The 25,862-nt window shown below is 53.7% G+C and carries 24 protein-coding genes; 10 read left to right on the top strand and 14 right to left on the bottom strand.

Features of this window, described 5'->3' with window-relative positions:
• Positions 1–47: 47 nt before the first annotated feature.
• Positions 48–830 (bottom strand): Hpt domain-containing protein, encoded by a 783-nt coding sequence (locus P8T57_RS18330; RefSeq protein ID WP_341363949.1) that lies wholly within the window; start codon positions 828–830, stop codon positions 48–50.
• 137 nt (positions 831–967) lie between these two features.
• Here P8T57_RS18330 and P8T57_RS18325 point away from each other — a divergent pair, with 137 nt between their 5' ends.
• The 3 genes from P8T57_RS18325 (at position 968) to rpmG (ending at position 3,358) form a co-directional block, all read left to right on the top strand.
• On the top strand, positions 968–1,405 hold the full coding sequence (locus tag P8T57_RS18325) for a DUF983 domain-containing protein (RefSeq protein WP_007089916.1): 438 nt from the start codon (positions 968–970) through the stop codon (positions 1,403–1,405).
• Between the two features lie 74 nt (positions 1,406–1,479).
• A complete protein-coding gene (locus tag P8T57_RS18320; protein ID WP_341363948.1) occupies positions 1,480–3,096 on the top strand; it encodes a S41 family peptidase in 1,617 nt (538 codons plus the stop codon).
• Positions 3,097–3,190: 94 nt separating this feature from the next.
• A complete protein-coding gene (rpmG, locus tag P8T57_RS18315) occupies positions 3,191–3,358 on the top strand; it encodes a 50S ribosomal protein L33 (protein ID WP_007089918.1) in 168 nt (55 codons plus the stop codon).
• A 107-nt stretch (positions 3,359–3,465) separates the two neighbouring features.
• Here the strand turns inward: rpmG and P8T57_RS18310 are convergent, their stop codons facing one another.
• Entirely contained in the window at positions 3,466–3,843 is a 378-nt protein-coding gene (locus tag P8T57_RS18310; protein WP_037987571.1) for a DUF423 domain-containing protein, read from the bottom strand.
• A 273-nt stretch (positions 3,844–4,116) separates the two neighbouring features.
• A complete protein-coding gene (locus tag P8T57_RS18305) occupies positions 4,117–4,797 on the bottom strand; it encodes a Crp/Fnr family transcriptional regulator (protein WP_341363947.1) in 681 nt (226 codons plus the stop codon).
• A gap of 252 nt (positions 4,798–5,049) precedes the next feature.
• Between P8T57_RS18305 and P8T57_RS18300 the strand changes: the two genes are divergently transcribed.
• Together P8T57_RS18300 and ggt are read left to right on the top strand one after the other, a co-directional pair.
• Complete coding sequence (locus P8T57_RS18300) at positions 5,050–5,886, top strand: alpha/beta hydrolase (RefSeq protein WP_341363946.1); 837 nt, start codon at positions 5,050–5,052, stop codon at positions 5,884–5,886.
• Positions 5,887–6,034: 148 nt separating this feature from the next.
• Complete coding sequence (gene ggt, locus P8T57_RS18295; protein ID WP_341363945.1) at positions 6,035–7,810, top strand: gamma-glutamyltransferase; 1,776 nt, start codon at positions 6,035–6,037, stop codon at positions 7,808–7,810.
• Between the two features lie 59 nt (positions 7,811–7,869).
• Here the strand turns inward: ggt and P8T57_RS18290 are convergent, their stop codons facing one another.
• Together P8T57_RS18290 and P8T57_RS18285 are read right to left on the bottom strand one after the other, a co-directional pair.
• Entirely contained in the window at positions 7,870–8,565 is a 696-nt protein-coding gene (locus P8T57_RS18290; protein ID WP_341363944.1) for an HAD family phosphatase, read from the bottom strand.
• A complete protein-coding gene (locus tag P8T57_RS18285) occupies positions 8,562–8,915 on the bottom strand; it encodes an ArsC/Spx/MgsR family protein (RefSeq protein WP_341363943.1) in 354 nt (117 codons plus the stop codon). The genes P8T57_RS18290 and P8T57_RS18285 overlap by 4 nt, the downstream gene beginning before the upstream one ends.
• A gap of 144 nt (positions 8,916–9,059) precedes the next feature.
• Between P8T57_RS18285 and dusA the strand changes: the two genes are divergently transcribed.
• The 5 genes from dusA (at position 9,060) to P8T57_RS18260 (ending at position 15,461) form a co-directional block, all read left to right on the top strand.
• Complete coding sequence (dusA, locus tag P8T57_RS18280; RefSeq protein WP_341363942.1) at positions 9,060–10,055, top strand: tRNA dihydrouridine(20/20a) synthase DusA; 996 nt, start codon at positions 9,060–9,062, stop codon at positions 10,053–10,055.
• A complete protein-coding gene (gene mnmC, locus P8T57_RS18275; protein ID WP_341363941.1) occupies positions 10,052–12,085 on the top strand; it encodes a bifunctional tRNA (5-methylaminomethyl-2-thiouridine)(34)-methyltransferase MnmD/FAD-dependent 5-carboxymethylaminomethyl-2-thiouridine(34) oxidoreductase MnmC in 2,034 nt (677 codons plus the stop codon). Before dusA ends, mnmC begins: the two co-directional genes overlap by 4 nt.
• Entirely contained in the window at positions 12,082–13,278 is a 1,197-nt protein-coding gene (locus P8T57_RS18270) for a 3-phenylpropionate MFS transporter (RefSeq protein ID WP_341363940.1), read from the top strand. Before mnmC ends, P8T57_RS18270 begins: the two co-directional genes overlap by 4 nt.
• Positions 13,279–13,303: 25 nt before the next feature.
• Positions 13,304–14,161, top strand: coding sequence for a class I SAM-dependent methyltransferase (locus P8T57_RS18265; RefSeq protein WP_341363939.1), 858 nt, complete (start codon positions 13,304–13,306; stop codon positions 14,159–14,161).
• Positions 14,162–14,279: 118 nt separating this feature from the next.
• On the top strand, positions 14,280–15,461 hold the full coding sequence (locus tag P8T57_RS18260) for an MFS transporter (RefSeq protein WP_341363938.1): 1,182 nt from the start codon (positions 14,280–14,282) through the stop codon (positions 15,459–15,461).
• Positions 15,462–15,512: 51 nt separating this feature from the next.
• On the opposite strand, the gene P8T57_RS18255 is transcribed toward P8T57_RS18260, so the two are convergent.
• From P8T57_RS18255 to P8T57_RS18215, 9 genes are all read right to left on the bottom strand, one after another.
• On the bottom strand, positions 15,513–16,682 hold the full coding sequence (locus P8T57_RS18255) for an ABC transporter permease (RefSeq protein ID WP_007089930.1): 1,170 nt from the start codon (positions 16,680–16,682) through the stop codon (positions 15,513–15,515).
• Positions 16,679–17,677, bottom strand: coding sequence for an ABC transporter permease (locus tag P8T57_RS18250; RefSeq protein ID WP_341363937.1), 999 nt, complete (start codon positions 17,675–17,677; stop codon positions 16,679–16,681). The genes P8T57_RS18255 and P8T57_RS18250 overlap by 4 nt, the downstream gene beginning before the upstream one ends.
• A 78-nt stretch (positions 17,678–17,755) precedes the next feature.
• The gene (locus P8T57_RS18245) at positions 17,756–19,705 is read right to left on the bottom strand and encodes an ABC transporter substrate-binding protein (RefSeq protein WP_083379351.1); all 1,950 of its coding nucleotides are present in this window, start codon (positions 19,703–19,705) and stop codon (positions 17,756–17,758) included.
• Complete coding sequence (locus P8T57_RS18240) at positions 19,702–21,630, bottom strand: ABC transporter ATP-binding protein (RefSeq protein WP_071240191.1); 1,929 nt, start codon at positions 21,628–21,630, stop codon at positions 19,702–19,704. The genes P8T57_RS18245 and P8T57_RS18240 overlap by 4 nt, the downstream gene beginning before the upstream one ends.
• Entirely contained in the window at positions 21,627–22,241 is a 615-nt protein-coding gene (locus P8T57_RS18235) for a hypothetical protein (RefSeq protein WP_071240192.1), read from the bottom strand. Before P8T57_RS18235 ends, P8T57_RS18240 begins: the two co-directional genes overlap by 4 nt.
• Entirely contained in the window at positions 22,232–22,990 is a 759-nt protein-coding gene (locus tag P8T57_RS18230; RefSeq protein WP_071240193.1) for a polysaccharide deacetylase family protein, read from the bottom strand. Before P8T57_RS18230 ends, P8T57_RS18235 begins: the two co-directional genes overlap by 10 nt.
• The gene (locus P8T57_RS18225; RefSeq protein ID WP_341363936.1) at positions 22,987–24,114 is read right to left on the bottom strand and encodes a glycosyltransferase; all 1,128 of its coding nucleotides are present in this window, start codon (positions 24,112–24,114) and stop codon (positions 22,987–22,989) included. The genes P8T57_RS18230 and P8T57_RS18225 overlap by 4 nt, the downstream gene beginning before the upstream one ends.
• On the bottom strand, positions 24,111–24,716 hold the full coding sequence (locus P8T57_RS18220) for a histidine phosphatase family protein (RefSeq protein ID WP_071240195.1): 606 nt from the start codon (positions 24,714–24,716) through the stop codon (positions 24,111–24,113). The genes P8T57_RS18225 and P8T57_RS18220 overlap by 4 nt, the downstream gene beginning before the upstream one ends.
• Positions 24,713–25,861, bottom strand: coding sequence for a glycosyltransferase family 4 protein (locus P8T57_RS18215; RefSeq protein ID WP_341363935.1), 1,149 nt, complete (start codon positions 25,859–25,861; stop codon positions 24,713–24,715). The genes P8T57_RS18220 and P8T57_RS18215 overlap by 4 nt, the downstream gene beginning before the upstream one ends.
• Position 25,862: the final 1 nt, after the last annotated feature.

Here is a 25,862-nt window from a genome sequence, read left to right as displayed (position 1 = left end):
GGGCGGCCGCGATGGTCGCCCTTTTTCGTTGATATCGGATGTTGCAATCAGTCAAGCGTTTCAATGAACTTTGCCAGATGCTCGGCTGTCTGCTTGCCCCGGTTTGAAATGATCACAACATTTGATGGCAGACCTTCCAGATCGGGGTGGGATGCCTCGAAGCTGGTCAGAAGGCCAAGCGCCTTGTCCTTCATGGTTTTCATTGCGGCAAGGGCGCGGATCAGTTCGATCCCGCTTAGACCATCAAGGACCGCCGCAGTGATGATTGCATCCGGGCGCGATTGCACGACGGTCTCGAATGCTTCGACTGCGTTACGTGCGGTGATGGTCCGGAACCCCTTTTCGCGCAATTCGCGTTGCAGAAAGTGCGCCTGAACCGTGGTTGCAGTGACAATCAGAACTTCCTTGTCATGCGCTGTTGGCGTGTTCGAGACGTTATCCTCATCCCCCTTTTTTGCACTTCGGGTCGGCAATGAGCGCAGAATGCGGGTTTCTTCCTCCGCCGGGGGATTGGTCCCGCTTTCGATGATTTCGCGGATCCATGTCGTGAAATCGACAAGCGATGCGGCTTCGAGATCATCAATTTCAGTCAGTTCGGCGATGTAATCTTCCATGCGGTGCGCGATAGCTCCGACAAGCGGGAAACCGAACGATCCGGCCAGACCTTTGACTGTGTGGGCTTCGCGCCGCAGTTCGGCGATGCCAACATCAGCCTTGTCCATACCGCCGGCAACACGATCAATGGTGGTTTCGATGCGGTCTGCGCGTTCCAGAGTGTCTTCAATGAAATCCTGTTTCAGTCGGGCGACGATATCGTCTGCATTCCCCATCTGGGCGCTCCTGTACCGGGTTGAAGACATCAGTATCAAAGAGTCGGTATTATAACGGCGTTTCGCAGGGTTTTCAGCCATGCCAGAAAAGCACTTGCCCGATCACTTCAACTTCATGATGATAGATATCCGTTTCAATGCCCCTTTTTTTCGGCCCGATCAAGGGGCTGGATCAAAAAACAGGAACGAATGCCACCATGCAGCCAGAATATAGTGAACAAAGCAGCGGGTCGCGCCTGCTGACCGGTCTTAGCCGTGGTTTCCGCCGGAAATGCCCCAATTGCGGGCATGGACTTGCGTTTGGCGGGTATCTGAAGCTGCGTCAGGAATGTGATTGCTGTGCGCATCCGATCGGCGAATATCGCTGTGATGATGCACCGCCCTATTTCACGATTTTCATTGTCGGCCATATCGTTGTTGGCGGGGCGCTTACGATGGAGCAATCCATGCAGCCATCCATGGCGCTGCAACTGTCGGTCTGGCTACCGATCACTGTTTTGCTTTGCCTCGGCTTCCTGCCCTTTATCAAGGGGGCGGTGCTTGGAACCCAGTGGGCGATGAAGATCAAGGGATAGTCATTGTCGACTGCACATCATTCGCAGTAGAATGACTTTTACGTTGATCCATCTCCTTTCGGATTGAGCACATTTTGGCATCAGCCACGCAGGACTTCGATACTGTTTCTTTCCGTCCGGCTTTACGCCCTATAAAGCGTGTTGCCGGGATGGTTGGCATTTGCCTTTTGCTGGCCGGGTGTGTGACCCAGCGTGCGGATGTGATCATTTCAAGTGATGATGCGCAGACCCGCGATGTGATGTCACAAACCATCGAACTGGTCGCGACCCGATATATTGATCCAATTGGCCGTGAACAGATCGTTGTCAATGCGCTTGACGGGCTTTCGACCATTGATCCGAACATTCGCATCGGCATGACACCTGACGAAATCATCCTTGGATATAACGGTAAAACCGTTCGCAATCTTGCCCTGCCCGCTGCCGATAGTGAAGAACAGGACACCCTTTTGTGGACGGAGCTGACGCTTAAGGGCGTTGGCATTTACCGGGTTTATTCACCAGACTTGCGCCATGCCGATCCGCTTTCGGTACAATCGGCCCTTGTCAGTGGATCAATCAAGAATCTTGATCGATACAGCCGTTACGAGGGTCCCAGCCAGGCCGAAACGGCGCGAACACGACGCGATGGTTATATCGGGGTTGGCGTGCGACTGATTGGTGGCGATGGATATCCGGTCATCAAGAAAGTGCACGAAGACAGCCCGGCGGCCAGGGCAGGCCTTAATATAGGCGATCAACTGATTTCGGTGAACGGGATCAACCTTTATAACCGGACCGCCTCCTACGCCAGCGACCTTTTGCATGGCGAGGAAGGCACACGTGTTTCAATCGAGATCAATGGGGCCGATAGCCCGGTCGTCACACCGGTTGAAATCATGCGAGAACGCGTTATCGGCCGGACCGTTTTTGCCGAAATTCGCGACAATATTCTGATTGCGCGGATCGCCAGTTTTAACAGCGCGACGGCACAGGCGCTTGGCGATGAAATCCTGAAGGCCGATCTTTATCCCGGTGGTTTGCGTGGGGTGATCCTTGACCTTCGCGGCAATCGTGGCGGGCTTTTGCAGCAGGGTGTGGAGGTTGCCGATCTGTTTATTGCCGGTGGCCCGATTGCCAATACCCGATCACGCGTGATGGCCGCGCGCCATATCTTCAAAGCCGATGCCGAGGACCTGACCCGCGGTGCGCCGCTTGTGGTTCTGATTGACGGAAGAACGGCATCATCGGCCGAACTGGTCGCCGCGGCCCTTCAGGACCGCAATCGCGCCGTCCTGATCGGGTCGACCAGTTTTGGCAAGGGATCGGTTCAGGCGATCAATGATCTTTCGAACAAGGGTACCCTGACCTTTACATGGTCACAGATGACGGCTCCATCCGGTTACACATTTGATCGTATCGGACTTTTCCCGTCGATCTGCACAACCGCCGACGGAGTTGGTCCGGATGAACAGATCAAATCTGCATTGGCCCATCGCGATGACATGGTCGCCGTGATGACAAAATGGCGCAAGCTTGATTATCAGAACGAACAGGCACGACAGGACCTTAGAAAGGTGTGCCCGGCCCGTCAGGGCATTGATGAAAACGACATTGATATCGCGCTTGAATTGATCAAAAACCTCCCGGGTTACAAGGATTTGGCTCAGTTGCCGATCAATGAGATTGCCGATACCTTTGCCTCGCAATAAAAATGGCATTATTTTTGCCAAAATGGCTTGACACCCGGCGCATAACCTTTATGTTCCGCGGCCTGAGATACACCTGAACACAGGAAGCTGAGATATGGCGAAGCCCGCTTCGATCCTCGTAAAGTTGGTAAGCACCGCTGACACCGGTTACTTCTACGTCGTTAAGAAGAACCCGCGGAATACCACCGAGAAATTCTCGTTTCGCAAGTACGACCCGGTCGTGCGCAAGCACGTCGAGTTCAAAGAAGCGAAAATGAAGTAATCTTTCAGCCTCGGCTGATTAGGTTATCGGAATTTAAAAAAAGACGTGACCTTCGGGTCGCGTCTTTTTTATTGTCTGGTGAACTTGGTGAAACGCCCCAACTCCTGTCAGGCTGAAAATCTTTTCCAGCCTGCCCCCGCCAGCATCAGCCAGCCGGCAATGAAAGACAGCCCGCCAATTGGGGCCACCATGCCAAAGGCGCTTATCCCGGCAAAGGCAATGACATAAAGCGCTCCGCAGAAGAATAAAATACCTGCCAGCATTGCATATGCCGCCCAGCGCAAAAGCCGTTCATCGGGCACCTGATGGGCAAGGGCTGCGATGGCAGCAACCCCCACAGCATGAACCAGCTGATAATGTGCGGCAGTTTCGACAAGATCACGGGCGTGGCTCATTTCTTCGCCTGCCATGCCGTGGGTTGCGAACGCACCAAGTGCGACGGCAATTGCCCCATTGAGCCCCGCCAAAACAACAGATAACCGCATGAAGATGTTTCCTGATTTTATAAAGCCTTAAACTGGCGATACTTTATAGACCGGTAGCTGGGCGCGCCATGATCAAACGCAAAAAAAATGGCCGTACAAAAAATTGTACGGCCAGTAAACTCTCTTGGGGGAGATGTTCCGGACCATTTAAATGCCCGTCACCATGTTTTTCTATCCTGTACGGTCAAAGGTTTCTGTGACACCCGTCACAATTGACGAAACAATTTCGACTTTCTGTCGACATTTCATCATTTCGCAACCGACCTGATTAAATCAATGGATCGACTCACTCAGGAATTCTTCCAGACGTCGTACATCGGGAACGTAAAGACCGGTATCATTTTTGGTCACCAGTCCCTTACGCGCCAGACTGCCCATAACACGCGCAACCGTTTCGCGCGATGTGCTGACACGCCCGGCAATGTCGGAATGAACCGGCACCGGGTTTAACGTTGCCGATCCGTCCCCTGCAATCGCGATCTGTGCGCAGCGCAGAATTTCCGCCACGACACGTTCGTTCGCGCCAAGGGTACTGACATCGACAATCCGCCGGGTCGACGTCCGCACGATACGCGCGAGTTCATGAATGACATTCCAAGCGACAGATGGGTGGTTCTTGACGACTTTTTCGAAATTGGCAGGACTGACAATGGCAACATCGGTATTGGTAACGGCCAGCACACAAGCCGAACGGGGTTCTCCATCGATGGCCGAAAGATGGCCGACACAGCCGCCGACCCCGATTTCCTCCAGCGTGATTTCACGTCCCGATAGCGAATAATTCACGATCCTGACCTTACCCGACAGGATCAGATAGACATCCGAACTGTCCGATTCCGGTTCAATGATCTGCGCACCGGCCGAAAATGTTTTTCGATTGATGTGCCGTTCGACATCCGCAAGTGCGGCTTGATCAAGCCCCGCAAGAATACCGACCACCGATAATTCTACCATCTACCCCAGCTTTTCCATGCTCTCGTTTTCATCGTTTTACCGGTTCATCGCGAATGTGACCGATACCGACTATCCCCTTAGGATCATATGCAAAGCAGTCGGCACTGACAATCACCGGCAATCAATTTCGGGGCTATTTTCAATACAATTGTATGACCATACTCTATCCAAACGAATGCTGCGGATGTGAATTGTCGATTTTCATGTTAGATTATATGGATCCCTACACAATTCGCATGCAGGAGGCCTGCCATGAGTCCCGAATTGGAAATTTTTCGCCGTAACCCAGGCAGCAAGCCCAAATCTAAAACCCCGATTGTTTTCGTCCATGGTGCGTTTACCGGTGCCTGGTGCTGGAACGAGCATTTCCTGACCTGGTTTGCCGATCAGGGGTTTGAAACCATCTCGTTTTCACTTCGCGGCCATGGTGGCAGCGGCGGACGCGACCTGCGCAGTCTGGCGTCAATTGATGATTATGTCGAAGACCTTGAAACCGTTGTCGATACGCTGGGACAGAAGCCGATCCTGATCGGGCATTCGATGGGTGGTTACATCATCCAGAAATATCTTGAAAAACATAAGGCCGCCGCTGCGGTACTGATGGCATCCGTCCCACCGGAAGGCCTTCTTGCCAGCAACGCCATGATGGTGATGGCAAAGCCCGATCTTTATCTTCAGATGTTCTGGCTTCAGGCAATAGGACCGCACACCCTGCTGCGAGACAGACTTGGGCGTGCCATGCTGTCGCCCGACATCGCCGAGGACGAAGGCATGATTTATTTCGGTCGCCTTGAAACGGAAAGCCACCGCGCCCTGATGGATATGATGGGCGCCAATCCTGTGTTTCTATCGCAAACAGATCTGCCGCCGATACTGGCCATCGGGGCACGCAATGATGAGATCATTCAAAGCGAGCTAGTCAATCATACCGCGAAGCGTTTGGGCGCGGATTGCATTCTGCTTGATGATATCGCACACGCGATGATGCTTGACGCAAAATGGGAAAAAGCAGCATCCCAAATTGCTAAATGGCTTGAAAAAAACGTAATCGAAAAACAGGACAGTACCTCAAAGAAGTCCGCAGCCTGATTGATTACAAAAAACGAATTCATTTTAAAGGCAGGATGTTAGCGCATTCTGCCTTTTGTTTTTCTGAACGTCCCCAACTGTTTTCTTTTCAATCACCACCATTTCTGGAAGCATGGGCCATCAGAACCACAACAAAAAGGTTGGTGACATGCCCCACATGATCAAAGGTTTCCGTCTGCGGTCCTTTCTGCTGAGCAGTGCAACGGCGATATTGCTGACACTGCCGGCCAACGCACAACAGGCCACGGATGCGATTGCACCCGAAAGTGCGACATCGCCGGTCTCACATCGCGACGCTGTTCGCGCGCCGAACTGGATGGTTACGGCGGCCAACCCGCTGGCGGTTGAAGCTGGTGCAAATGTGCTTCGTCGCGGCGGCAATGCTATTGATGCCATGGTCGCCGTTCAGACGATGCTTGGACTAGTTGAGCCACAGTCGTCGGGACTGGGGGGCGGTGCCTTTCTGGTTTATTTTGATGCACGCAGCGGCAAGCTGACAACCATGGATGGCCGCGAAACGGCGCCGATGGCCGCCACACCGCCCCTGTTTCAGACCGAAACAGGCGAACCAATGGAATTTTATGATGCTGTTGTCGGCGGTCGGTCCGTCGGGACACCGGGAACACCAGCATTACTGAAAGTAGCCCACGAAAAATGGGGTCAACTGGAATGGCCCTCATTGCTGTCCCCTGCCATAGAACGCGCCGAAATCGGTTTTAATGTCTCCCCTCGCCTTGCCGGACTGATCGCCGAGGATGCCGAAAAGCTCTCACGCGATGATACCGCAAAGGGCTATTTCTTTGACAGCAATGGCGCGCCGCTTGAAGAAGGTGCGCTTCTGAAAAACCCGGAATATGCCAATACCCTTAAAGCGTTGGCACAAAACGGTACTGACGGGTTCTATTTTGGGCCGATTGCCAATGACATCATTAACAAGGTTCAGGGGGCAAGCTGGAACCCCGGTGTTCTGTCCCTGAAAGACCTTGCCAATTATACTGTCAAGGAACGTGATCCGGTTTGCGCCGATTATCGCGGATATGAAATATGTGGAATGGGCCCGCCATCATCCGGTGCCCTGACGGTCGGGCAGATACTTGGGCTGATCGAACCGTTTGATATTGGTGATTTTGGCCCCAAATCGCCGGAAAGCTGGCGATTGATTGGTGATGCATCACGTTTGGCCTTTGCTGATCGCGGGCGATATATGGCTGATATCGATTTTGTGCCGATGCCTTTGACCGGATTACTGGACAAGGATTATCTGGCACAAAGATCGAAGCTTCTGGAAAGCGACCAGGCGCTGGAAAGTGTGGAACCGGGCATGCCCGCGTTCAGTCACGCCATGCGGCTTGCCGATGATGAAGCAATCGAATTCCCCAGCACCAGCCATTTTTCAATTGTCGATGCCATGGGTAACGTTGTGTCGATGACCACCACCATTGAAAACGGCTTTGGGTCGCGCCTGATGGTGCGCGGCTTTATGTTGAACAATGAACTGACCGATTTTTCGTTCAAGACACACAGCAACGGTGTGCCGATTGCCAATCGGCTGGAACCGGGCAAACGCCCGCGTTCTTCCATGGCACCGACAATCGTCATGCAGGAAGGCAAACCGGTTATCGCCGCCGGGTCACCTGGCGGATCGCGGATTATCGGGTATGTCGCACAGGCGCTAGTCGGGATGATTGACTGGAGCATGGACCCGCAGCAGGCCATCAACATGCCCCATCTGATCAACCGGTTCGGAACCTTTGATATCGAGGCAGGAACAGAGGCCGAGGCACTTGAGCCATACCTTCAGCAACGCGGTTTCAAAACCGAGATCCGCGATCTTAATTCCGGTTTGCACATCATCCGGATTACCGATCAGGGTCTGATTGGCGGGGCAGATCCACGACGCGAAGGCATTGTTATCGGCGGGTAAATATAGATTTCGATGATTTGAGGACGGGCGGCATCAATTGCGATGCCGCCTTTTTTTTGTCAAGCAAGCCAATCAGCCAGAAAGTCACATAATGCCAGATGATTTTCTGCGACATAATGCGCCCCTGCCCCGCGCAGAGCATCCGCCGATGTCAGATCGACCAGACCGATTGTCGTGGCCCCCGATGCAACACCGGCGCGCACGCCGCTGATGCTGTCGTCAATAACCACGCATTCGGTGATGTCGATACCGATTTTTTCAGCAGCCAGCAAATAAACATCGGGGGCCGGTTTTGCATGTTGCACATCGTGGGCGGAGCATATCCGACCACGAAAACGATCCAGCAACCCGACCTTACCAAGCGATACATCCATTTTGTCATGCGGGCCGTTGCTACCGATTGCCATCGGGATCCCCTTCGCATCCAGAAGGTCGAGAACAGGATCAAGGTCTGGATATGGCTTCAAATCTTTTTCAAATGATTTGAAGGTTCTGGCATAACATTCCTTAATCCAGTCGTCAGGCAAGGTCACACCAAAAGATTCGGCCATTTTGGGTGCAACAGCCGCCAGCGTGCCACCTATAAAGAATTGGTGGCTTTGCGCCGGGGTCATGTCACAGCCATATTCGCACAGCAGATCGGTCAGAACCCTGTTTGCCAGGTTTTCGGTATCAACCAGAACACCATCACAATCAAAGATCACGCCGCGCACGACAGGTTTAGTCACAATCGCGTCCATCATCCTGTCACTCATGCCTCAGCCAGTTCGGACCAGCGTCCTTCGTCATAGGCAACCGTGCGGGTTGTGCCGAAATCGACAACCGGCCGTTTGATCACGGTCGGATTGGCCGCAAGGATGACGGCGGCGGCCGCATCGTCATTTTCAAGCACAGCCTTGTCACCATCGGAAAGATTACGATAGCTTGGCCCGCGTTTATTGATCAGGGTTTTACCGCCGACTTCGGCAAGCCATCCTTCGATGGTTTTGGCATCAATTCCGTCAATGCGGAAATCATGAAACTTGTGATTAATCCCCTTGGCATCGAACCATCTAAGGGATTTTTTGACTGTGTCGCAGTTTTTGATGCCATAGACCGTAATCATGAATGCTTCCTGTATGTCGCGCAATGTGCGATGCAGCCATGCATCGCCGAATGGGTTTTGACCCTAAATCCCGGAACATATATAAAGACCGCGCCCGGAAATCGGCAACCCCATTCACGTGCTCAGGTTCAGGAACAACTCGGTATGACTGTCAATCGGCGTATTTCCGTCGCCCCGATGATGGATTGGACAGATCGGCATGATCGCTATTTCTTGCGGCAGATCAGTCGGCATGCGCTGCTTTATACCGAAATGGTTACCACGGGTGCGATCATCCATGGTGGGGCGGCCCGGCATTTGCGCTATAACACGGCAGAGCATCCCGTTGCCCTGCAACTGGGCGGCAGCAACCCCGATGATCTGGCGCGTGCCTGCGAGATTGCCAATGATTATGCCTATGACGAGATCAACCTGAATTGCGGTTGTCCGTCGGATCGCGTGCAGAACGGGGCATTTGGTGCCTGTCTGATGGCGACCCCCGATGTGGTGGCAAATTGCGTCAAAGCGATGATTGGCACCAGCGACGCACCGGTAACGGTTAAAAACCGCATCGGTATCGACGATCAGGAAGATTACCCATCGCTTAAACGGTTTGTGGAAACCGTGGCGGATGCCGGGTGCAGAACTTTCATCGTGCATGCCCGCAAGGCATGGCTGAACGGGCTTAGTCCCAAGGAAAACCGCGAAGTCCCGCCGCTTAAATATGATCTGGTTTACCAGTTGAAACAGGAATTGCCGGAACTTGAAATCCTGATCAATGGCGGCATCAAGACACTGGATGAAACCGAAGAACATCTGAAACAGGTGGACGGCGTGATGATCGGGCGGGAAGCCTATCAGAACCCCTATGTGCTTTCGGATGTGGATCGGCGTTTTTATGGCGATGATACAAAGCCCCTAAGCCGTCATCAGGTGGCAGAGGCGATGTTGCCCTATATCGACGAACATCTGAAATCGAACAACGGGACGCTTGGCCATGTGACGCGACATATGCTTGGCCTGTTTCAGCAGATGCGCGGTGCCAAACAATGGCGCCGGTATTTAAGCGAAAATGCCCATCGCAAGGGCGCGGGTGTTGATACGGTGCGCGAGGCACTGGCACTGGTTTCCAAAGAAGATGCCGAGGCATTGTCTGCATGAGCGCAGATGAACAATCGCCCGAAGCCGCGAGACAAACCGGCGGCATTACATGGCGGGAAGGCAACGTCCCCTTTTCCCCGCAATTTGGCGACATCTATTACAATCCAAAAAACGGATTGGCCGAAACGCAATATGTGTTTGTTTCGGGCAATAACCTGCCCGAAGCATGGCAAAACCGGGAGAATTTCACGATTGGTGAAACCGGCTTTGGCACAGGATTAAATTTCCTTGCCGCGTGGGATTGCTGGCAAAAGGACCCGGCGCGGTCCAAACGGCTTCATTTCGTATCGGTCGAGAAATTCCCGCTGACGCGTGATGCGATTGCGCGCGCGCATCAGAACTGGCTGGAATTGGCCGAAATTTCTGACCAACTGGTCACACAATGGCCAACCGGAACGATGTTGCCCGGTGTGCACCGGTTTGATCTGGGCGATGGTTCGGTCACGCTGACACTCCTGATCGGGGATGCGATTGACTGTTATCGCGATTATCACGGAATGGTCGATTGCTGGTTCCTTGACGGTTTTGCCCCGTCGCGCAATCCCGATATGTGGCGACCGGAATTGTTCACCGCCCTTGCCGCGGCATCAAGCCGTGATGGCGCGACCCTTTCGACATTCAGTGCAGCACGTATCGTGCGTGACGGGCTGGAACAGGCCGGGTTTGAAGTCGCCAAGCGCAAGGGATATGCCTATAAGCGCGATATGATCACGGCCCGCCTTGCCCCGAAAGGGACCGATGAAAACGCAGATCGCGGCAAAGGAATGGACGAAAACCCTTGGTTTGTATTGCCAAAGGTGACGGATAACAAACGTGTCGCGATCATTGGCGGCGGCATGGCCGGGGCCGCCTGTGCACGGGCGCTTCAAAATCGCAGATGCGCGGTTACGCTTTTTGAAAAATCCGAACGCTTGGCAAATGCGGCATCAGGCAATCCCATCGGGATGCTTGAACCCTATTTCACCGCTGATAACGCCATAACAGGACGCTTTTACGAAGCGGGCTTTCGATACAGCCAAAGACTGGTGCGGAGCCTGTCCGAAGCAGGGAAGATCGAAGCCGATTTTTGCGGCGTATTGGATCTGATTTCCAGCCAGCGCGACGAAGAGCGTCAGGCAGGCATGATGCAGCGCCTGCCGGACAGCCGCAATCTGGTTCATGTTCTGGACCGTGAAGCTGCGAGTAGCGCCTTTGGGTTGCCGCTGCCACATGGTGGCTTGTTTTATCCTGGTGCTGGCTGGGTCAATCCACCATCGTTGGTGACCTGTCTTGCCAGCGGGATCGAGTGCCACACCAACACACCGATTGCTGCAATTTCCGAATATGGTACGGACAAGGTCCTGCATTCGGTTGGGGGGCAGGAATTTGGCCCCTTTGATGCCGTGATCATTGCCGGTGCGACCGAAACAAAGGGGCTTGATCAAACCGCATGGCTTTCAGACTATCTGCGCCCGGTACGCGGGCAGATCAGTTACTTTGACGACAGCGCATTGCGCGAATGCTACGGCGATGCCAAAATTCGCTGCGTGCTCAGTCACAAGGGTTACCTGACACCGGCGCGTGCGGGTATCCATGTTTTTGGTGCGACATTTGATCGCAATGATGATCAGACGGACCTGCGCGAAACTGACCATGCCCATAACCGCCGACAGTTGGGCCGCGTCCTGCCCGAGCTTGCCGATAGGCTGGAAGCGATAAAACTTGAAGGTCGGGCGGCATTGCGGACCACAACCCCGGATCACCTGCCGATGATCGGTCCAACACCGGATTACGATGCCTATCTTTCGGCCTATCACGATATAGACAAAGGGAAAAAAGCGGCGCGATATATCGATGCGCCTTACCACAAAGACGTGTATATCTGTACCGGATTTGGCGCGCGTGGGCTGATCGCAGCCCCTCTTGCCGCCGAAATAATTGCCAGCGAGATTTGCAATATGCCCCTGCCGCTCGAAAAGTCCCTGATGGATGCGATCCATCCCGCACGGTTCATCGTGCGTGGTCTTAAACGGCGGCAAATCACGGCATGATCAACAAGCACGTCCTTCCGTCATTTGACGACCCGCGTATGAAAACCGCAACCGTGCTTGCGCTGTTTTTCGTGGGGCTTTTCCTTATTCAGGGTGTGTTTCTGCCCTATTGGCCGGTCTGGTTGAAAAGTCAGGGATTATCGGCGGGCGAGATCGGTATTTTGCTGTCCCTGCCCAACTGGGTTCGGGTTTTTGCCGACCCATTGATTGCGCAGCGCGCAGATCGCACCGGCAATCGTAAGACACCGATGTTGTGGCTGGCGGGGATTTATGTCGTTACGGTTCTTACCTTTCCGGTATCGAGCAATTTCTGGTGGCTGGCCGGATTATCCGTGATCATCGGCTTTAGCTTTGCACCGTTATTGCCACTGGGTACAACGATTACGGTTCATGAATGCAAGGCCAAGGAACTTGACTACGGCCGGGTTCGGCTTTGGGGATCGCTTGCCTTTATCGCGGCATCCTATGGCGCGGGATGGATTCTTGACGGCACATCTACGGCCTGGATTGTCTGGATGCTGTTTATTGCCGGGATTGTAAATTTTGCCATCGTCACTCGCATGCCCGATCCACAAACCGACCGTCCGTTGCGGTCCGGTTCGTCAATCATTTATCTGCTGCGCAAACCCGTTTTCCTGATTTATCTCGGCTGCATCGGTTTTGCGCAAGGGTCGCACGGCACCTATTATAGCTTTGCGTCTGTCCATTGGGAAAATGTCGGCTATCCCCATGATGTGATCGGGGCGTTCTGGTCCATCGGGGTGATTGCCGAAATTGCCCTGTTTGCCTTTGCCGGGAAATATGTGCGCGGTCGGCATCCGGGGATTTTGTTTGCCATCGGAGCGGCGTCAGGCGTGCTGCGCTGGGCTGTTCTAGGCATGACCGATAATTTCTGGCTGATTGTTCTGGTGCAACCCTTGCACGCCATGACATTTGGCATTACCCATCTGGCGGCTGTCAGCTTTATTGCACGCGCGGTACCGACCCAGCTGGCAACATCGGCTCAAAGCCTGATGGCGACATTATCCATGGGTGTTTTTCTTGGCAGTGCGATCTGGGCATCGGGACCGCTTTATGATCATTTCGGATCGCATGCCTATTACGCCATGAGCGGACTTTCGATTGTTGCGTTCTTCTTTGCGCTTTGGCTAATCAAGCGTTGGCGCGGCGAAGACAACACGTTTTGTGAATGACCGGGACATGCCTGGGGGAAATCTGATGAGCAATCTTCCGCTTTCACGGAAATGGCGCCGTTTGAAACTGGGGCTTAGGACGCTTTTGACGGCGTCGCCAGCCGGTTATTTCATTCCGTATCGCTATGCCGCCGAAACGGCCAGTACCGTTGGCCGACCGCATTATCCGGCAATCGAGGCCATGATGGATCACGCGGCACCGACCATGAAGGCGTGGCTGACCAAGGCCAACAAATATCAGAACGCATTTGCCAGTTTCGGCAATGCCACCCCACCCGATCCACGTTGGCAACAAAGCTGGTTCCCGCGACTAGACGGGATGATGGCCTATGTCCTGACGCGTGAATTTCGCCCGGAACGGATTATTGAAATTGGATCGGGCCATTCAACACGGTTTTACTATCGCGCCATTCTTGATGGTGAACTCGACACCATCTTTCACGCAATTGATCCGGTACCACGCGCCGATATTGCCGCCTTGCCGATTACGGTTGAACGAACCATCGTGCAAAAGGCCGATCCGGCTGTGTTCAAGACATTGTCGGGTGCGGATATTCTTTCGATAGATTCAAGCCATATCCTGATGCCCGGCACGGATGTTGATCTGCTGTTTTCAACGGTCATACCGGCATTGCCCAGTGGGGCGATCATTCATATCCATGACATCACCCTGCCCGATGATTATCCGGAAATCTGGCAATGGCGCGGATACAATGAACAGCAGGGTGTTGCAGCGTTGCTGGCAGGTAACGGGTTTGAAATCCTGTGGTCGAGTGCCTATGCCAGTACACGCCTGAATAACATTATTGCAAACTCCATCGCCAATGGCATTCATCTGCCTGATGGGGCACATGAAACCAGCTTGTGGTTGCGTAAAAAGTAGTTCAAACAGGATCAGGATCCATTCAAACCGTATTGACGGAAATGACGGGGCAAAAGCCCCGCAAGCCTGCCGGGAAAACGTCTTTCCATCCGAACCACGGTTAATCAGGATTAAATCGATGTCGCGAACAGATGCTCCGGGTCTTGGCCGAGGACTGGCCTTTGTCATGGCGGTTGCTGCCGGTCTTGCAGTTGCCAATATTTATTATAATCAACCGATGCTTGGCATCATCATGGCCGAGTTCAATCAAAGCGGCACTGCGGCCCTGATCCCGACCGCAACGCAGTTGGGATATGCAGTTGGTCTGTTTTTACTCGTCCCGCTTGGCGATCTGTTTGACCGACGCAAACTGATTGTTATCCTGTTCCTGTTGCTGGCACTGGTTCTTGTAATCGAAGGATCGGCACCAACGGATTATATTCTGTTTATTTCTTCAATATTGCTTGGTGCCTGTTCGACGGTGGCCCAGCAAATCATTCCCTATGCAACAGCACTGACCCCTCCCGAAAACCGCGGAAAAACCATTGGCACGGTCATGGCGGGTTTGCTGTGCGGTATTCTTCTGAGCCGGACACTGGCGGGGTTTGTGTCGACCCATCTTGGCTGGCGCGAGATGTTCTGGCTTGCCGCCCCGGTGGCCGTTCTTGCCGCCATCGTGATGGCCATGATGTTGCCAAAGGACAAGGCGCGGACCTCCATCGGCTATGGCGAGGCGCTTTTATCCGTGCTGTTCCTGTGTAAACAGCTGCCTGCCCTTCGCCGGGCGACATTGACGCAAGCCGCCCTGTTCGGATCATTTTCGGCCTTCTGGACCATATTGGCCCTGCATCTTCAGGAACCCGATTATCAGCTGGGTGCCGACATCGCCGGGCTATTCGGGGTTTTGGGCGCGATTGGCGTTCTGGCAGCCCCCCTTTCGGGCCGGTTGGCAGACCGATATGGTCCTGCGCGCGTCATTGCCGCTGGTGTCATCATTTGCGTGATTTCATGGCTGGCATTCGGGCTTTGGACAGCTCTTGCAGGGTTGATCGTCGGGGTGATCATTCTGGATTTCGGCGTGCAAAGTGCGATGATTTCCAACCAACATGTGATCTTCGGCCTGCTGCCAGAGGCCCGCGGCCGGATCAACACCGTTTATATGACCGGTATGTTCCTTGGCGGTTCATTCGGCTCGGCCGGGGCGACCTATGCATGGGGACTGGGCGGTTGGCCTGCGGTTTGCGGTTTCGGGCTCGCACTTTCGTTGATTGCGATGATGCCCTCGATGGTGCAACTGCGATCAAAACCGATTGTGCATTAAAACAGAAGCAGCCCGCCAGTAGATGGCGGGCTGCTTGATTTGGCAGGACAGTTAATTCTTATAGGGATCGGCCGCATCGCGCAGGCCATCGCCAAGGAAGTTGAACGCCAGAACAACGATCACCACCGGCACCACCGGCAACATCAGCCATGGATAGACAGCAACGGCGTTGATGTTCTGGGCCTCGTTTAACAGCACGCCCCAACTGGTGACAGGTGCCCTGAGGCCAAGACCAAGGAAACTGAGTGCGGTTTCGCCAAGGATCATGTTCGGGATCGAGAGGGTTACCGACGCGATCAGGTGACTGGCAAAGTTTGGCAGCAGATGACGGGCAATGATGCGTTTTGGCTTGGCCCCCATCAGACGGGCGGCAAGGGCATAGTCTTCTTCCCGCAGTGCCAGAAGTTTCGAACGTACCGCGCGGGCAAGCCCCGTCCAGTCGATCAGGCCCAGAATAATCGTGATCCCGAAATAGATCAAAACCGGGCTCCAGGTCACCGGCAATGCTGCTGAAAGTGCCATCCATAACGGAATTTCCGGCATCGAGCGGATGACTTCGATCAGGCGCTGCGCGCTTGCATCGACCCAGCCGCCGTAATATCCCGCCGCCCCGCCGATCAGGATGCCCAGAATGAAGCTTACGGCGATACCGACCAAACCGATGGTCAGAGACACACGTGCGCCGTAAATCATGCGCGACAACATATCGCGGCCCAGACGATCCGTACCCAACAAGAACAGGGTTCCGTCCTCGGCCGGGCACATGACATGAAAATCGGCCTCGAACAGGCCCCAGAATTCATAGGGATCGCCGGAACAGAAGAAGCGGATTTTTTCAACACGGCTGTCGCTTGGCGTATAGATCGGCTTCAGCGTTTCCATGTCAATCGAGAAATCGGTGCCATAGGTAAACGGCCCGACAAATTTCCCGTCGTGAAACAGGTGGATCGCTTGCGGTTGATGATGGATGTATTCGGAATTCCGGGTTTCCTGTGCATAGGGTGCCAGGATTTCGACAATGAAAACGGATGCATACATGATCGCCAGAATGATCAGCGAAACATACGCCAGCCGATGGCGTTTAAGCCGCCACCAGATCAGCTTCCACTGCGATGCGAGATAGTATTTTTCCTGCGCGGGTGTCAGTTCCTCACGATCCCAGGGATCGAAGGGCGCGGTATCAACGAAATGCTCGTTACGTTTGTCGTCGCTGCGGCTCATTGCGATACCCCTCCTTGCAGACGAATTCGGGGATCAAGCCATGCAAGAAGCAGATCGGACACAAACATGCCGATCACCGTCAGCAATGCCAGAAACATCAGGAACGACCCGGCCAGATACATGTCCTGACTTTGCAGGGCGGCAAGCAACATCGGCCCGGTTGTTGGCAGCGACATCACAACAGATACCAGAACAGAACCCGAAACGACCTGAGGCAGGATATTGCCAATATCGGCGATAAACGGATTCAATGCCATGCGCAGCGGGTATTTGAACAAAACGCGCGTTGGCGACAGGCCTTTGGCGTGGGCGGTAACGACATATTGCTTGCCAAGTTCATCAAGAAGATTAGCACGCAGGCGCCGGATCATCGACGCGGTCCCGGATGTCCCGATCACCAGCACCGGTGCCCAAAGATGTTCGGCAACCGACATGATCTTGGCAAAAGACCAACCCTGATTGATGAATTCCGGGTCCATCAGACCACCGATGGAAGTCCCAAACACAACATTGGCGTAATAAAGCAGGATCAGCGCAAACAGGAAGTTCGGCATGGCAAGGCCGAGGAAACCGAGCAAGGTAAAGCCGTAGTCGCCCCAGCTATATTGGCGGGTTGCAGAATAAATCCCGATTGGGAAGCTGACGACATAGATGAACAGAACCGTGCTGAAATTCAGAACGACCGATAACCACAGACGATCCCCAACCACCTCGGTAACCGGCAGGTTATATTCAAACGAGAAACCAAGATCGCCGTGCAACAGCCCCCACGCCCAATCGAAATATTGCTGCCAGAGCGGTTGATCAAGACCGTATTGCTGTTTGAGGAAAGCAATTTTGGCAGGATCGACCGCCTCGCCCTGCGCCTGCAATTCATTCAGATAGGTGGACAGGAAGTCGCCCGGCGGCAATTGAATGATAATAAACACCAGCACGCTGATGAAAAACAGCGTGGGTATCATGACAAAAAGCCGTCTTGCCAAGAAAGTCAGCATCGGCGGTTAAGCTCCCCCTGTCGCATCGGCTCCGATTTCCCTGTCCGGAATGATGCGTTCGTTTTCAGATCATTGCGATCAACGGTCCCACCAGAATGTATCGGGACGATAAATGCCAAAGAATGCACCTGGTTCCCAGCTATGTATGCCCTTTTCCGGCACGTTGCGCAGATCGTTGCGAACCACGACCGGCTGCGGCACATTACCGATCAGACCGATAGAGAACATGTTTTCCGCGTTGATATCGAGAATACGCTGCCATGCGTCCTTTCGGGCCGCGTCATTGCCATTGGCCCATTTACCATAAAGGTCCATGAGTTCCTTGGCGGCGGGCATATCCGGTGCTTCGCCCGCCTCGCCATTGGTCTGGAAATACTGTCCCCATTTCGGCCATTGCAGGCTGTCCTGCTGGATCGGAACGAATTCCGCCGGAACTGTACCCGGCGTTGCAAGGCCGCTATCGACACCATTAAAGATCGACATTATGGTTTCGCCGCTATAGGCCCGATTGCGCAGAACTTCGCGCTGCAATCCCTTGACGAACAGCTTTACACCAATCTGTTTCCAGCTATCCCCGATCAGTTCAAGCATGTCGTCATGTTCGGGGTTTTCGCCCATGGTTTCGACAATGATTTCAAGCGGTCGACCATCGGGCATCAAACGAATACCATCGCCATTGCGCTTGGTCAGGCCCATTTCATCAAGCAGCGCATTGGCCTTCTTGACATCGAACTCAATATAGCTGTCGCGGTATTCCTGTTTGAAAAGCGGGCTTTTGGGCAGGACCGTATTGTTGGTTGGTGCCGCCAGACCAAAGAACATCACCCGGTTGATCTCTGTTCGGTTGATGGCAAGCGACAATGCCCGGCGGAATTTCACATCGCGCAATAATTTCCGCCAGACCGGATCAGAACAGGTCAGGTTCGGATAAAGTGCCGCATAGGCACCGTAACCGACATCCCAAAGGTTTACCTTGAAGTTTTGCTGCGGCTCGGACTGTTTAAGGAAGGTGTAATCCTGCAAGGACAGAATACGGCTTTGCAGATCAACCTCGCCCGCGCCGACCTTGGCCGGAACCAGTTTGGCATTCGAAATATTGAAGATCATCCGATCAATATAAGGCAGCTGATTGCCATCCGGATCAACGCGATGATAGTACGGGTTACGTTCAAAGATGAAGCGATCAGACGGTTCTTCGGTTCGGATCAGCCATGGTTCCAGCGATGGACGTTCGACATTTTCAAGCCGGTAAGGACGGTCCTTATCTGTATGAAGCACCGCCCAGCTGCGTAAGCCCCGTTCTTTGACAATCGCATCCAGCTCGGCCGCATCGCGATATTTCGCGTGAAACTGTTTCAGATAATGTGCAGGCCGATAAATGAAGGGCGGCCGGGTTGCAGCCAGTTCCGTTACGAAAAACGGGTTGGGTTTGGACCAACTGTAACGAACGGTATATTCGTCGAGAATCTCGAATGTTGCCGGTTCATCGCCAACAAACAGGAAACGCGGCGGACCGACCGGAAAGAGTTCATCGTTATTGACGATGTCTTCCCAGAAATAGCGGAAATCCTCGGCGGTAAAGGGTTCACCATCTGACCATTTATGGCCTTTGCGAAGATGCAAGGTGAATACATTACCTGTATCGTTGACATCAAGGCTTTCGAGAATATCGGGTTGCAGGTTCAGGTTTTCGTCATATCCGATCAGTCGGGCATAGCCATAAACCACCGCCATGCGAATATCGCGCGAACGGCCCATGATGGTCACCAGATCACCGCCATATTTGCCGATTTCCTTATTCTCGGCAGTGAAGTCGATGACTTTGGGATGTTCAGGCAGACGTGCCGCCATCGGGGGAAGTTCCCCCTTTGATACGGCATCCTCGAAATACGGGATTTCAGCCTTTGCCGGGTCGACCGCCGATATCATCCCCGCAAACATCGCCGCCGAGAACCCCACACATACGAACGCCATGCGCGATTTGTTAAACCAACCCGCAGAAAACGCAGGAACGATAGTCGGCTTCATATGGCCATCTCCTGATAATCGGCACGTGCGGCACGAACAAAGTGATCCTCGGCAAACTGCACCATGCGCGGATCAGATTGGGCATCAATGGTAAAGGGTGCAGGCCAGCGGCGCGGATCGGAAGCCTTGCCGTCGACAATCTTGGTGAAATCCAGAAGATGATCCAGATCGGCAAAGGGTACGGCGTTAAGCAATGCCTGAGTATAGGGATGGACCGGATTTCTGAACAATTGTTCGCGTGGTGCGGATTCAACAATACGCCCCGCACACATCACAGCAATCCGGTCCGCAATATAGTCAACCACCGCCAGATTGTGCGAAATAAACAGGTATGTCAGTTTAAGTTCACGCTGCAAATCTTTGAGAAGGTTTAAAATTTGCGCCTGAACCGATACATCAAGTGCCGATGTCGGTTCATCAAAAATCAGAAGGTCGGGTTTAAGCGTCAGCGCGCGTGCAATGCCGATACGCTGGCGCTGGCCGCCCGAAAAGCTGTGCGGATACCGGTTCAGGAACCGGGGATCAAGCCCTACCAGTTCCATCAGTTCCAGCACCATTTTCTTACGGTAGGATGCATCACCGATACCATGAATAATCAACGGTTCGGTAATAATGTCCTGCACGGTCATCCGTGGATTAAGGGACCCGAACGGGTCCTGGAAAACGAACTGGATACGTTTCCGATACGGGTTGAGCTGATCTTCGTTCAGGCCGGTCAATTCGGTCATCTGACCGCTTTCCCCCCGGAACAGGATCGACCCGCTATCGGGTGCCATCGCCCGCATGATCAGTTTGGAAAGCGTGGTTTTGCCACATCCACTTTCGCCGACCAGACCGACACATTCTCCGCGATTAACCGTCAGAGACACATCCGCTACAGCGGCAATTTCTTGTTCCTCGGTCTTTAGCCAGTTGCCTTTGCGCACCGCAAAACTTTTGTAAAGGTGGCGCACAGCCAGAACCGGCTCGCTTGCCATTGCCGGATGCAATGCCAGCGACGGTGGAACATCCCCGCCTTGCTCAGATGTGTCTTTGTCGCCGCAGAAAGTCAGTAGACTATCGACCTTCGGCTTGATTTCACGCAGGGGACGCAAACGTTCGTCAGGTCCCATATCGAAATGCGGAACCGCAGCCAGCAACGACTGTGTATAGAGGTGACCGGGATTGACGAACACATCATGGGTCAGACCGCTTTCGACAACACGGCCATCATAAACCACGACCATGCGGTCCGCCATGTTGGCCACCACCCCAAGATCATGGGTGATCAGCAGTACGGACATTTGCAATTCGGCCTGCATATCCTTGATCAGACGAAGTGTCTGGGCCTGTATCGTCACATCAAGTGCCGTTGTCGGTTCGTCCGCAACCAGCAGTGCCGGCCGGCAAACCATTGCCATGGCAATCATCGCACGTTGGCGCAAACCACCGGAAAGCTCGAACGGATATGTCTTCAAGGATCTTTTTGGATTGGGAAAACCGACAAGTCCCAGCATGTCACTGGCAAGCTCTTTGGCCTCGCTGGAGCCGACCTTGCGATGGAGGCGCACTGCCTCGCAAATCTGATCACCGATGGTATGAAGAGGTGACAGGGAGCTCATCGGCTCCTGAAAAATCATGGAAATACGGCCACCGCGAATGGACCGCATTTCAGCACCCGAGCGATCCAGCATCGCAATATCAACACGGGTTCCCGGCTTTTTCGGATCGGCAAAAACAATTGATCCGTTGGTGATCTGTGCCGATTTGGGCAACAACCCCATGATCGCCTGTGAAATGGTGGTTTTGCCAGAACCGGATTCTCCGACAAGGGCGACGGTTTCCTGCGCACCAATGCGAAAACTGACATTTTCGACCGCCTTGACCCGCATATGCGGCAAAACGAATTCGACTTTCAAATCGCGGATACGCAGAATATCGGTCATCTTCCCTCGCCAAAGCCGCCTGCCCGACTTGATGCGGCTGCCTGGACCATTGTTTCGGCCTCGTCCATACGCATCAGATTGGTTCTTGTTATATCGTCGACCAGTAACTGGTTATCTTTGGCCCAATCCCGCGCAATTTCAAGCAGATCATCAAAACCGTCCAACGTTGATTCTGTGACGATTTTCGCATCCCCGGCCTGGAGGGTCAGTTCAAACCAGCCCTTCCTGCCATCGCGACGGGTAGAGAAATAACGCAAACGGAATTTGGAAAGTTCCGACCACGCAAATGCCGTCCCGCCGCGCAAGTTGCTGATCCGGATACCATATTCCGAAACATAAATCTTTGACTGAAACCGCATTAATGTGCGGGCAAAATAAAGAATGAACAAAAGCGCCAGCCCGGCTGCCGTCCACTGAATAATCGGCAGCATTTCGGGAATCAGGGCAATGACACCGCAAATCAGCAATCCGGCAACCGATTTCGCCATATCAGGTGCCATAAGCCGCGGCGGATATCCCATGATCTGAACATCACGATCACGCACACCGGCAGGCTTGACCGGATCGACTGTTTCGATACCGCCGGTTTCTTCGATAGGGCTTATTGCCATGGGAAAACTCCGGGAATTCGCAACCATTTGAGCGCTGCGTGCTCAAACGAAAACAGGTTTTCAAGAAATCGTGTTGTGGCGTCGTCATGAACCAGATGATGCGTCAGAAGCCCTGTGGGCTCGGCGGCGTCAACCAGCCCGGTTCGGCGGGCCGACAAATGCGAAATCATCGCCGTAATGCATTGGTCTTCGCCCGCAAAGCCACGGGTACCGCGCCAGTCAATAACATCAACATGGGTATTGACCATCAGAAGGCCGGAAACGGGATATGCATCCGGTCTCGCATTAAACGTGCTGATGCCGCGCAGGCCAAGCGATGGCAAAGCCCGCATGACGTCATCGGCAATGCGGTTCCATGGTGGCACCATCACCGGCAGGAAACGATTGCCAAACTGGGATGACAGGATATCAAAGCCGCGGCGGATATCGGCAACGACCGCACCAATATCGCGAACATCGTCAAGTTCCTGCTTTTTTCGGCCAGCAGGCATATGATTGGTATGGGACCAGCCATGCTGGAAAACACGGGTATCAAGTGTTTCTGCCAGACGCAGCACCAGATCATGTTCAAGATCAGCCGGAATCACCGCAAGGGCCAAGGGAACGCGATAATCCTGTTCGAAGGCAAGCATTGTTTCAAGTGCCGATGTAACGGCAACTGCGTCATCGTCGCGCCACCACATCGTAGCAATCCGTTCTTCGGACTGCCACAGATCCAGCTCTGCGCGAAGTTGATCCCAGCTACTCATGCCTTCCCTCTTATTCTTTCTGCGAGTTTAGCCGCAGTTATCCCTGCCCCGTCCAGAGATATATCTAATTTAACAGGATTTTTCGCCCGATCTATTTGATTTGCCAAGGATTGTGGACTTAAATCATCGGGATCAAGCAACGACAGCACTTTCTTTCCCGCTAAAATAGCAGCGCGCTCACTTTGTTCGCTTTCACCGCCATCGGCGAATGGAACCATTACCGACGCGGTCCCCGTCGCCAGAACATCCATCAAGGTATTATAGCCTGCCTGCGAAACGGAAACACAGGCATGTGCCATCCGTTCGCGGAAATCAGGCAAAAAGCGATGCAACGTGACCCCGGTCGGCAGGTTTTGCGCAAGGCGATGGAATGTGTTGGTTGGGAAATGCGGCCCTGTGACAATATCCCATTGCTGATCGGCAAACCGACTTGAAAGCGGACGCGCAGTAATTGCAGCTTCAATCAGCGCAGCCCCGACCGCACCACCGCCAGCAGAAACAAGAACACCTTGTCGTTCGCCGCCGACGAACTCAGCTTTGGGCGCAACATAACCAGTATATTCGATCATATCAGCAATATCGCTGGCAAACGGGAAGCTACGCCCGAAACCAAAAAGCATCGGATCACCGTGAACCAGCACGTGGTCAAAATGACTACGCGCAATATCGCGCATCCAGACTTCTTTTGACGGGTCTGCTTTGCGAACCAGAAGGTCACGAACGGAACAGATACGGGGAATCCCCGCCTGCCCAGCCCGTTCCAGCAGCGGCAGTAATTCGAACCGGAAGGCCCGGCGGCCAAACGGGAACATTTCGATCATCAAAAGCTTGGGTGCCACGGATTTGAACGCATCAAGTAATGCCTTTTTTCGCGCCTGCTTCCATGCCTCATTGACCGGATTTCCCGCCGCGTCGACCAATCCGGAAAAACCGCTATCTGCGGTTCGGCAAGGCGGCAGCTGGATCACATTATCGCTTCCGAAATCCAGTGCGGCATCGGGAATGCCACCGGTGACAACGGTTGTCTTGATGCCGAGCTTTTTAAGTTCCGCATTGATCAGGGCGATGCGGCGCACATGACCGATACCAAGCAAATGCTGAACATATATCAGGATGTCAGTCATGAGGTTGTTCCGCCCCGTTCAAGCAGACGGCAATTAAGATCAACGACGCCAAGCCCGTCATCCGAAGACCATGAAAAGACATGAATGCTTTTCCGATCAAGCCTGTCAGGGATTTTTCCCATCATGTCCCAGCCACTTGCCGCGGCATAGACCGCACGAATAACACCCTTGTGGGTTACGACGCCAAAATCACCGTCACGATGCCCGGCCAAGGCGGCTTCGACCCGGGAAAGAACTTCACGCGGGCTTTCGCCGCCTTCCGGGCGGAAATCCCAACCACGGTCTTCATTTTCCTGCATTCGAGGGCCGAGTTGGCGGCGCAAGTCGGAAAGTTTTTTACCTTCCCAATCCCCCCAGTTCATTTCAATCCAATGTTCGTCAGGTGAAATACCCTCAATCGAAAGGCTATCGGCTGTTTGAATGGTCCGGATCAGCGGACTGACACGCCAAGGAACTTTGCGCCATTTTTCCGGTAATTGCAGGCGGCCATACTCATCAATGGTTTCGGGAAGCAACGATATATCGCTTTGGCCCTGGATACGTTTTTCCGTGTTCCACGCGGTAATCCCGTGTCGCAACAGGGCAAAATGAAAGTTTCTCATCCCTGTTTCCGTTTCATGTGACTTTCCATCACGCCACCCAGGACAGTATCAAGCTTTTGGGCGGCGGCGGTGACGGTGTGCATCTGTTCAGCTTTTCGCGTGGCCGACTGCCCGATATCGCGCAATATGCTGTACCGATCCGACGCCAAGCATTCGGCAAGTTTGTCGGCAAAGGCATCAACATCCCCAACCGGCACCAGCCATCCGGTTTTGCCATCCGCTACAATGCCCGAAACACCGCCACAGTCGCCTGCCAGAACAGGTAATGCTGCCGCCTGTGCTTCAAGTATTGCCATACCATAGGCCTCGTTGATCGCCGGCCATACAAACATGTCAGACCGCGCCAAAAGAATGCGCGTATGATCGGCATCGCAAAGACCGGCGAAATCAAGTTGATCGTATTTGATTGCGTGGCGTTCAAAGGCTGCCTCGACATCCGCGCGTGCGGGACCATCGCCGATCACCGTCAGATGCCAGTTCGTCACATTCCGCGCATTGAGCCAGCCAAGTGCGTTTGCCAGCAATTCGTAAGATTTCAGCTTGTCGCCCGGTCGCATCATGGCGGTTGTTACCAACTGAACCGATTTATCCAGATCAATTTGGCCACGATCAGCAGCATGCCAGTTTTCGGTATGGGTAAAGGGTGGCAGATAATGCAGCCGATCCTGACCGCATATTGGCGCAAGACATTCCATATCCGCATGATTAAGTGAAAACACCGCACTGGCACATCGCAAGGCATGTTCAACGGCTGTGTGGCTTTGCGCCCAGGCATCGGTTGCGCGTTTGGGGGCAAAGGATGCCTCGGCCACGACATAGGGAATGCCAAGAACATTCGCGATCACCGGGCCAATCCAGTCCGGGGCCTTGTAATAGAGATGATAGGTAAACCAGATATCTGGGCGTTTGCGTTTGCCATTCTGATACTGCCGCAACAGCCGCGCGGTCAGCTTTGACGCCAGTTCGGCAATTTGCGCCTGACGCAGGATATTGCCATCGCCAACCCTGCTGCGCAGACGAGATGCTATATCAACTTTATGTCCGGCTTGCGAAAGCGCGTCACACAGAAGGCGCGCCATCAGGCGATCACCAGATGGTGTCGGATGATCAATCGGCTTTAACGGTGCATAAAAGGCGATCTGCACG

Source organism: Thalassospira sp. SN3W (assembly GCF_038070535.1).
Classification (GTDB): domain Bacteria; phylum Pseudomonadota; class Alphaproteobacteria; order Rhodospirillales; family Thalassospiraceae; genus Thalassospira; species Thalassospira xiamenensis.
Note: the sequence above shows the minus strand (reverse complement) of the source record. Positions and strands in the feature narration are given on the sequence as shown.

Bases quoted from the DNA above. Each gene is read 5' to 3' on its own strand.
- P8T57_RS18330 (WP_341363949.1), bottom strand. From the start codon at position 830: ATGGGGAATGCAGACGATATCGTCGCCCGACTGAAACAGGATTTCATT.
- mnmC (WP_341363941.1), top strand. From the start codon at position 10,052: ATGAGCGCAGATGAACAATCGCCCGAAGCCGCGAGACAAACCGGCGGC.
- P8T57_RS18305 (WP_341363947.1), bottom strand. From the start codon at position 4,797: ATGGTAGAATTATCGGTGGTCGGTATTCTTGCGGGGCTTGATCAAGCC.
- P8T57_RS18225 (WP_341363936.1), bottom strand. From the start codon at position 24,114: ATGACTGACATCCTGATATATGTTCAGCATTTGCTTGGTATCGGTCAT.
- rpmG (WP_007089918.1), top strand. From the start codon at position 3,191: ATGGCGAAGCCCGCTTCGATCCTCGTAAAGTTGGTAAGCACCGCTGAC.
- P8T57_RS18260 (WP_341363938.1), top strand. From the start codon at position 14,280: ATGTCGCGAACAGATGCTCCGGGTCTTGGCCGAGGACTGGCCTTTGTC.
- dusA (WP_341363942.1), top strand. From the start codon at position 9,060: ATGACTGTCAATCGGCGTATTTCCGTCGCCCCGATGATGGATTGGACA.
- P8T57_RS18250 (WP_341363937.1), bottom strand. From the start codon at position 17,677: ATGCTGACTTTCTTGGCAAGACGGCTTTTTGTCATGATACCCACGCTG.
- P8T57_RS18265 (WP_341363939.1), top strand. From the start codon at position 13,304: ATGAGCAATCTTCCGCTTTCACGGAAATGGCGCCGTTTGAAACTGGGG.
- P8T57_RS18255 (WP_007089930.1), bottom strand. From the start codon at position 16,682: ATGAGCCGCAGCGACGACAAACGTAACGAGCATTTCGTTGATACCGCG.
- P8T57_RS18325 (WP_007089916.1), top strand. From the start codon at position 968: ATGCCCCTTTTTTTCGGCCCGATCAAGGGGCTGGATCAAAAAACAGGA.
- P8T57_RS18235 (WP_071240192.1), bottom strand. From the start codon at position 22,241: ATGGCAATAAGCCCTATCGAAGAAACCGGCGGTATCGAAACAGTCGAT.
- P8T57_RS18270 (WP_341363940.1), top strand. From the start codon at position 12,082: ATGATCAACAAGCACGTCCTTCCGTCATTTGACGACCCGCGTATGAAA.
- P8T57_RS18245 (WP_083379351.1), bottom strand. From the start codon at position 19,705: ATGAAGCCGACTATCGTTCCTGCGTTTTCTGCGGGTTGGTTTAACAAA.
- P8T57_RS18230 (WP_071240193.1), bottom strand. From the start codon at position 22,990: ATGAGTAGCTGGGATCAACTTCGCGCAGAGCTGGATCTGTGGCAGTCC.
- P8T57_RS18310 (WP_037987571.1), bottom strand. From the start codon at position 3,843: ATGCGGTTATCTGTTGTTTTGGCGGGGCTCAATGGGGCAATTGCCGTC.
- ggt (WP_341363945.1), top strand. From the start codon at position 6,035: ATGCCCCACATGATCAAAGGTTTCCGTCTGCGGTCCTTTCTGCTGAGC.
- P8T57_RS18300 (WP_341363946.1), top strand. From the start codon at position 5,050: ATGAGTCCCGAATTGGAAATTTTTCGCCGTAACCCAGGCAGCAAGCCC.
- P8T57_RS18240 (WP_071240191.1), bottom strand. From the start codon at position 21,630: ATGACCGATATTCTGCGTATCCGCGATTTGAAAGTCGAATTCGTTTTG.
- P8T57_RS18285 (WP_341363943.1), bottom strand. From the start codon at position 8,915: ATGATTACGGTCTATGGCATCAAAAACTGCGACACAGTCAAAAAATCC.
- P8T57_RS18220 (WP_071240195.1), bottom strand. From the start codon at position 24,716: ATGAGAAACTTTCATTTTGCCCTGTTGCGACACGGGATTACCGCGTGG.
- P8T57_RS18290 (WP_341363944.1), bottom strand. From the start codon at position 8,565: ATGAGTGACAGGATGATGGACGCGATTGTGACTAAACCTGTCGTGCGC.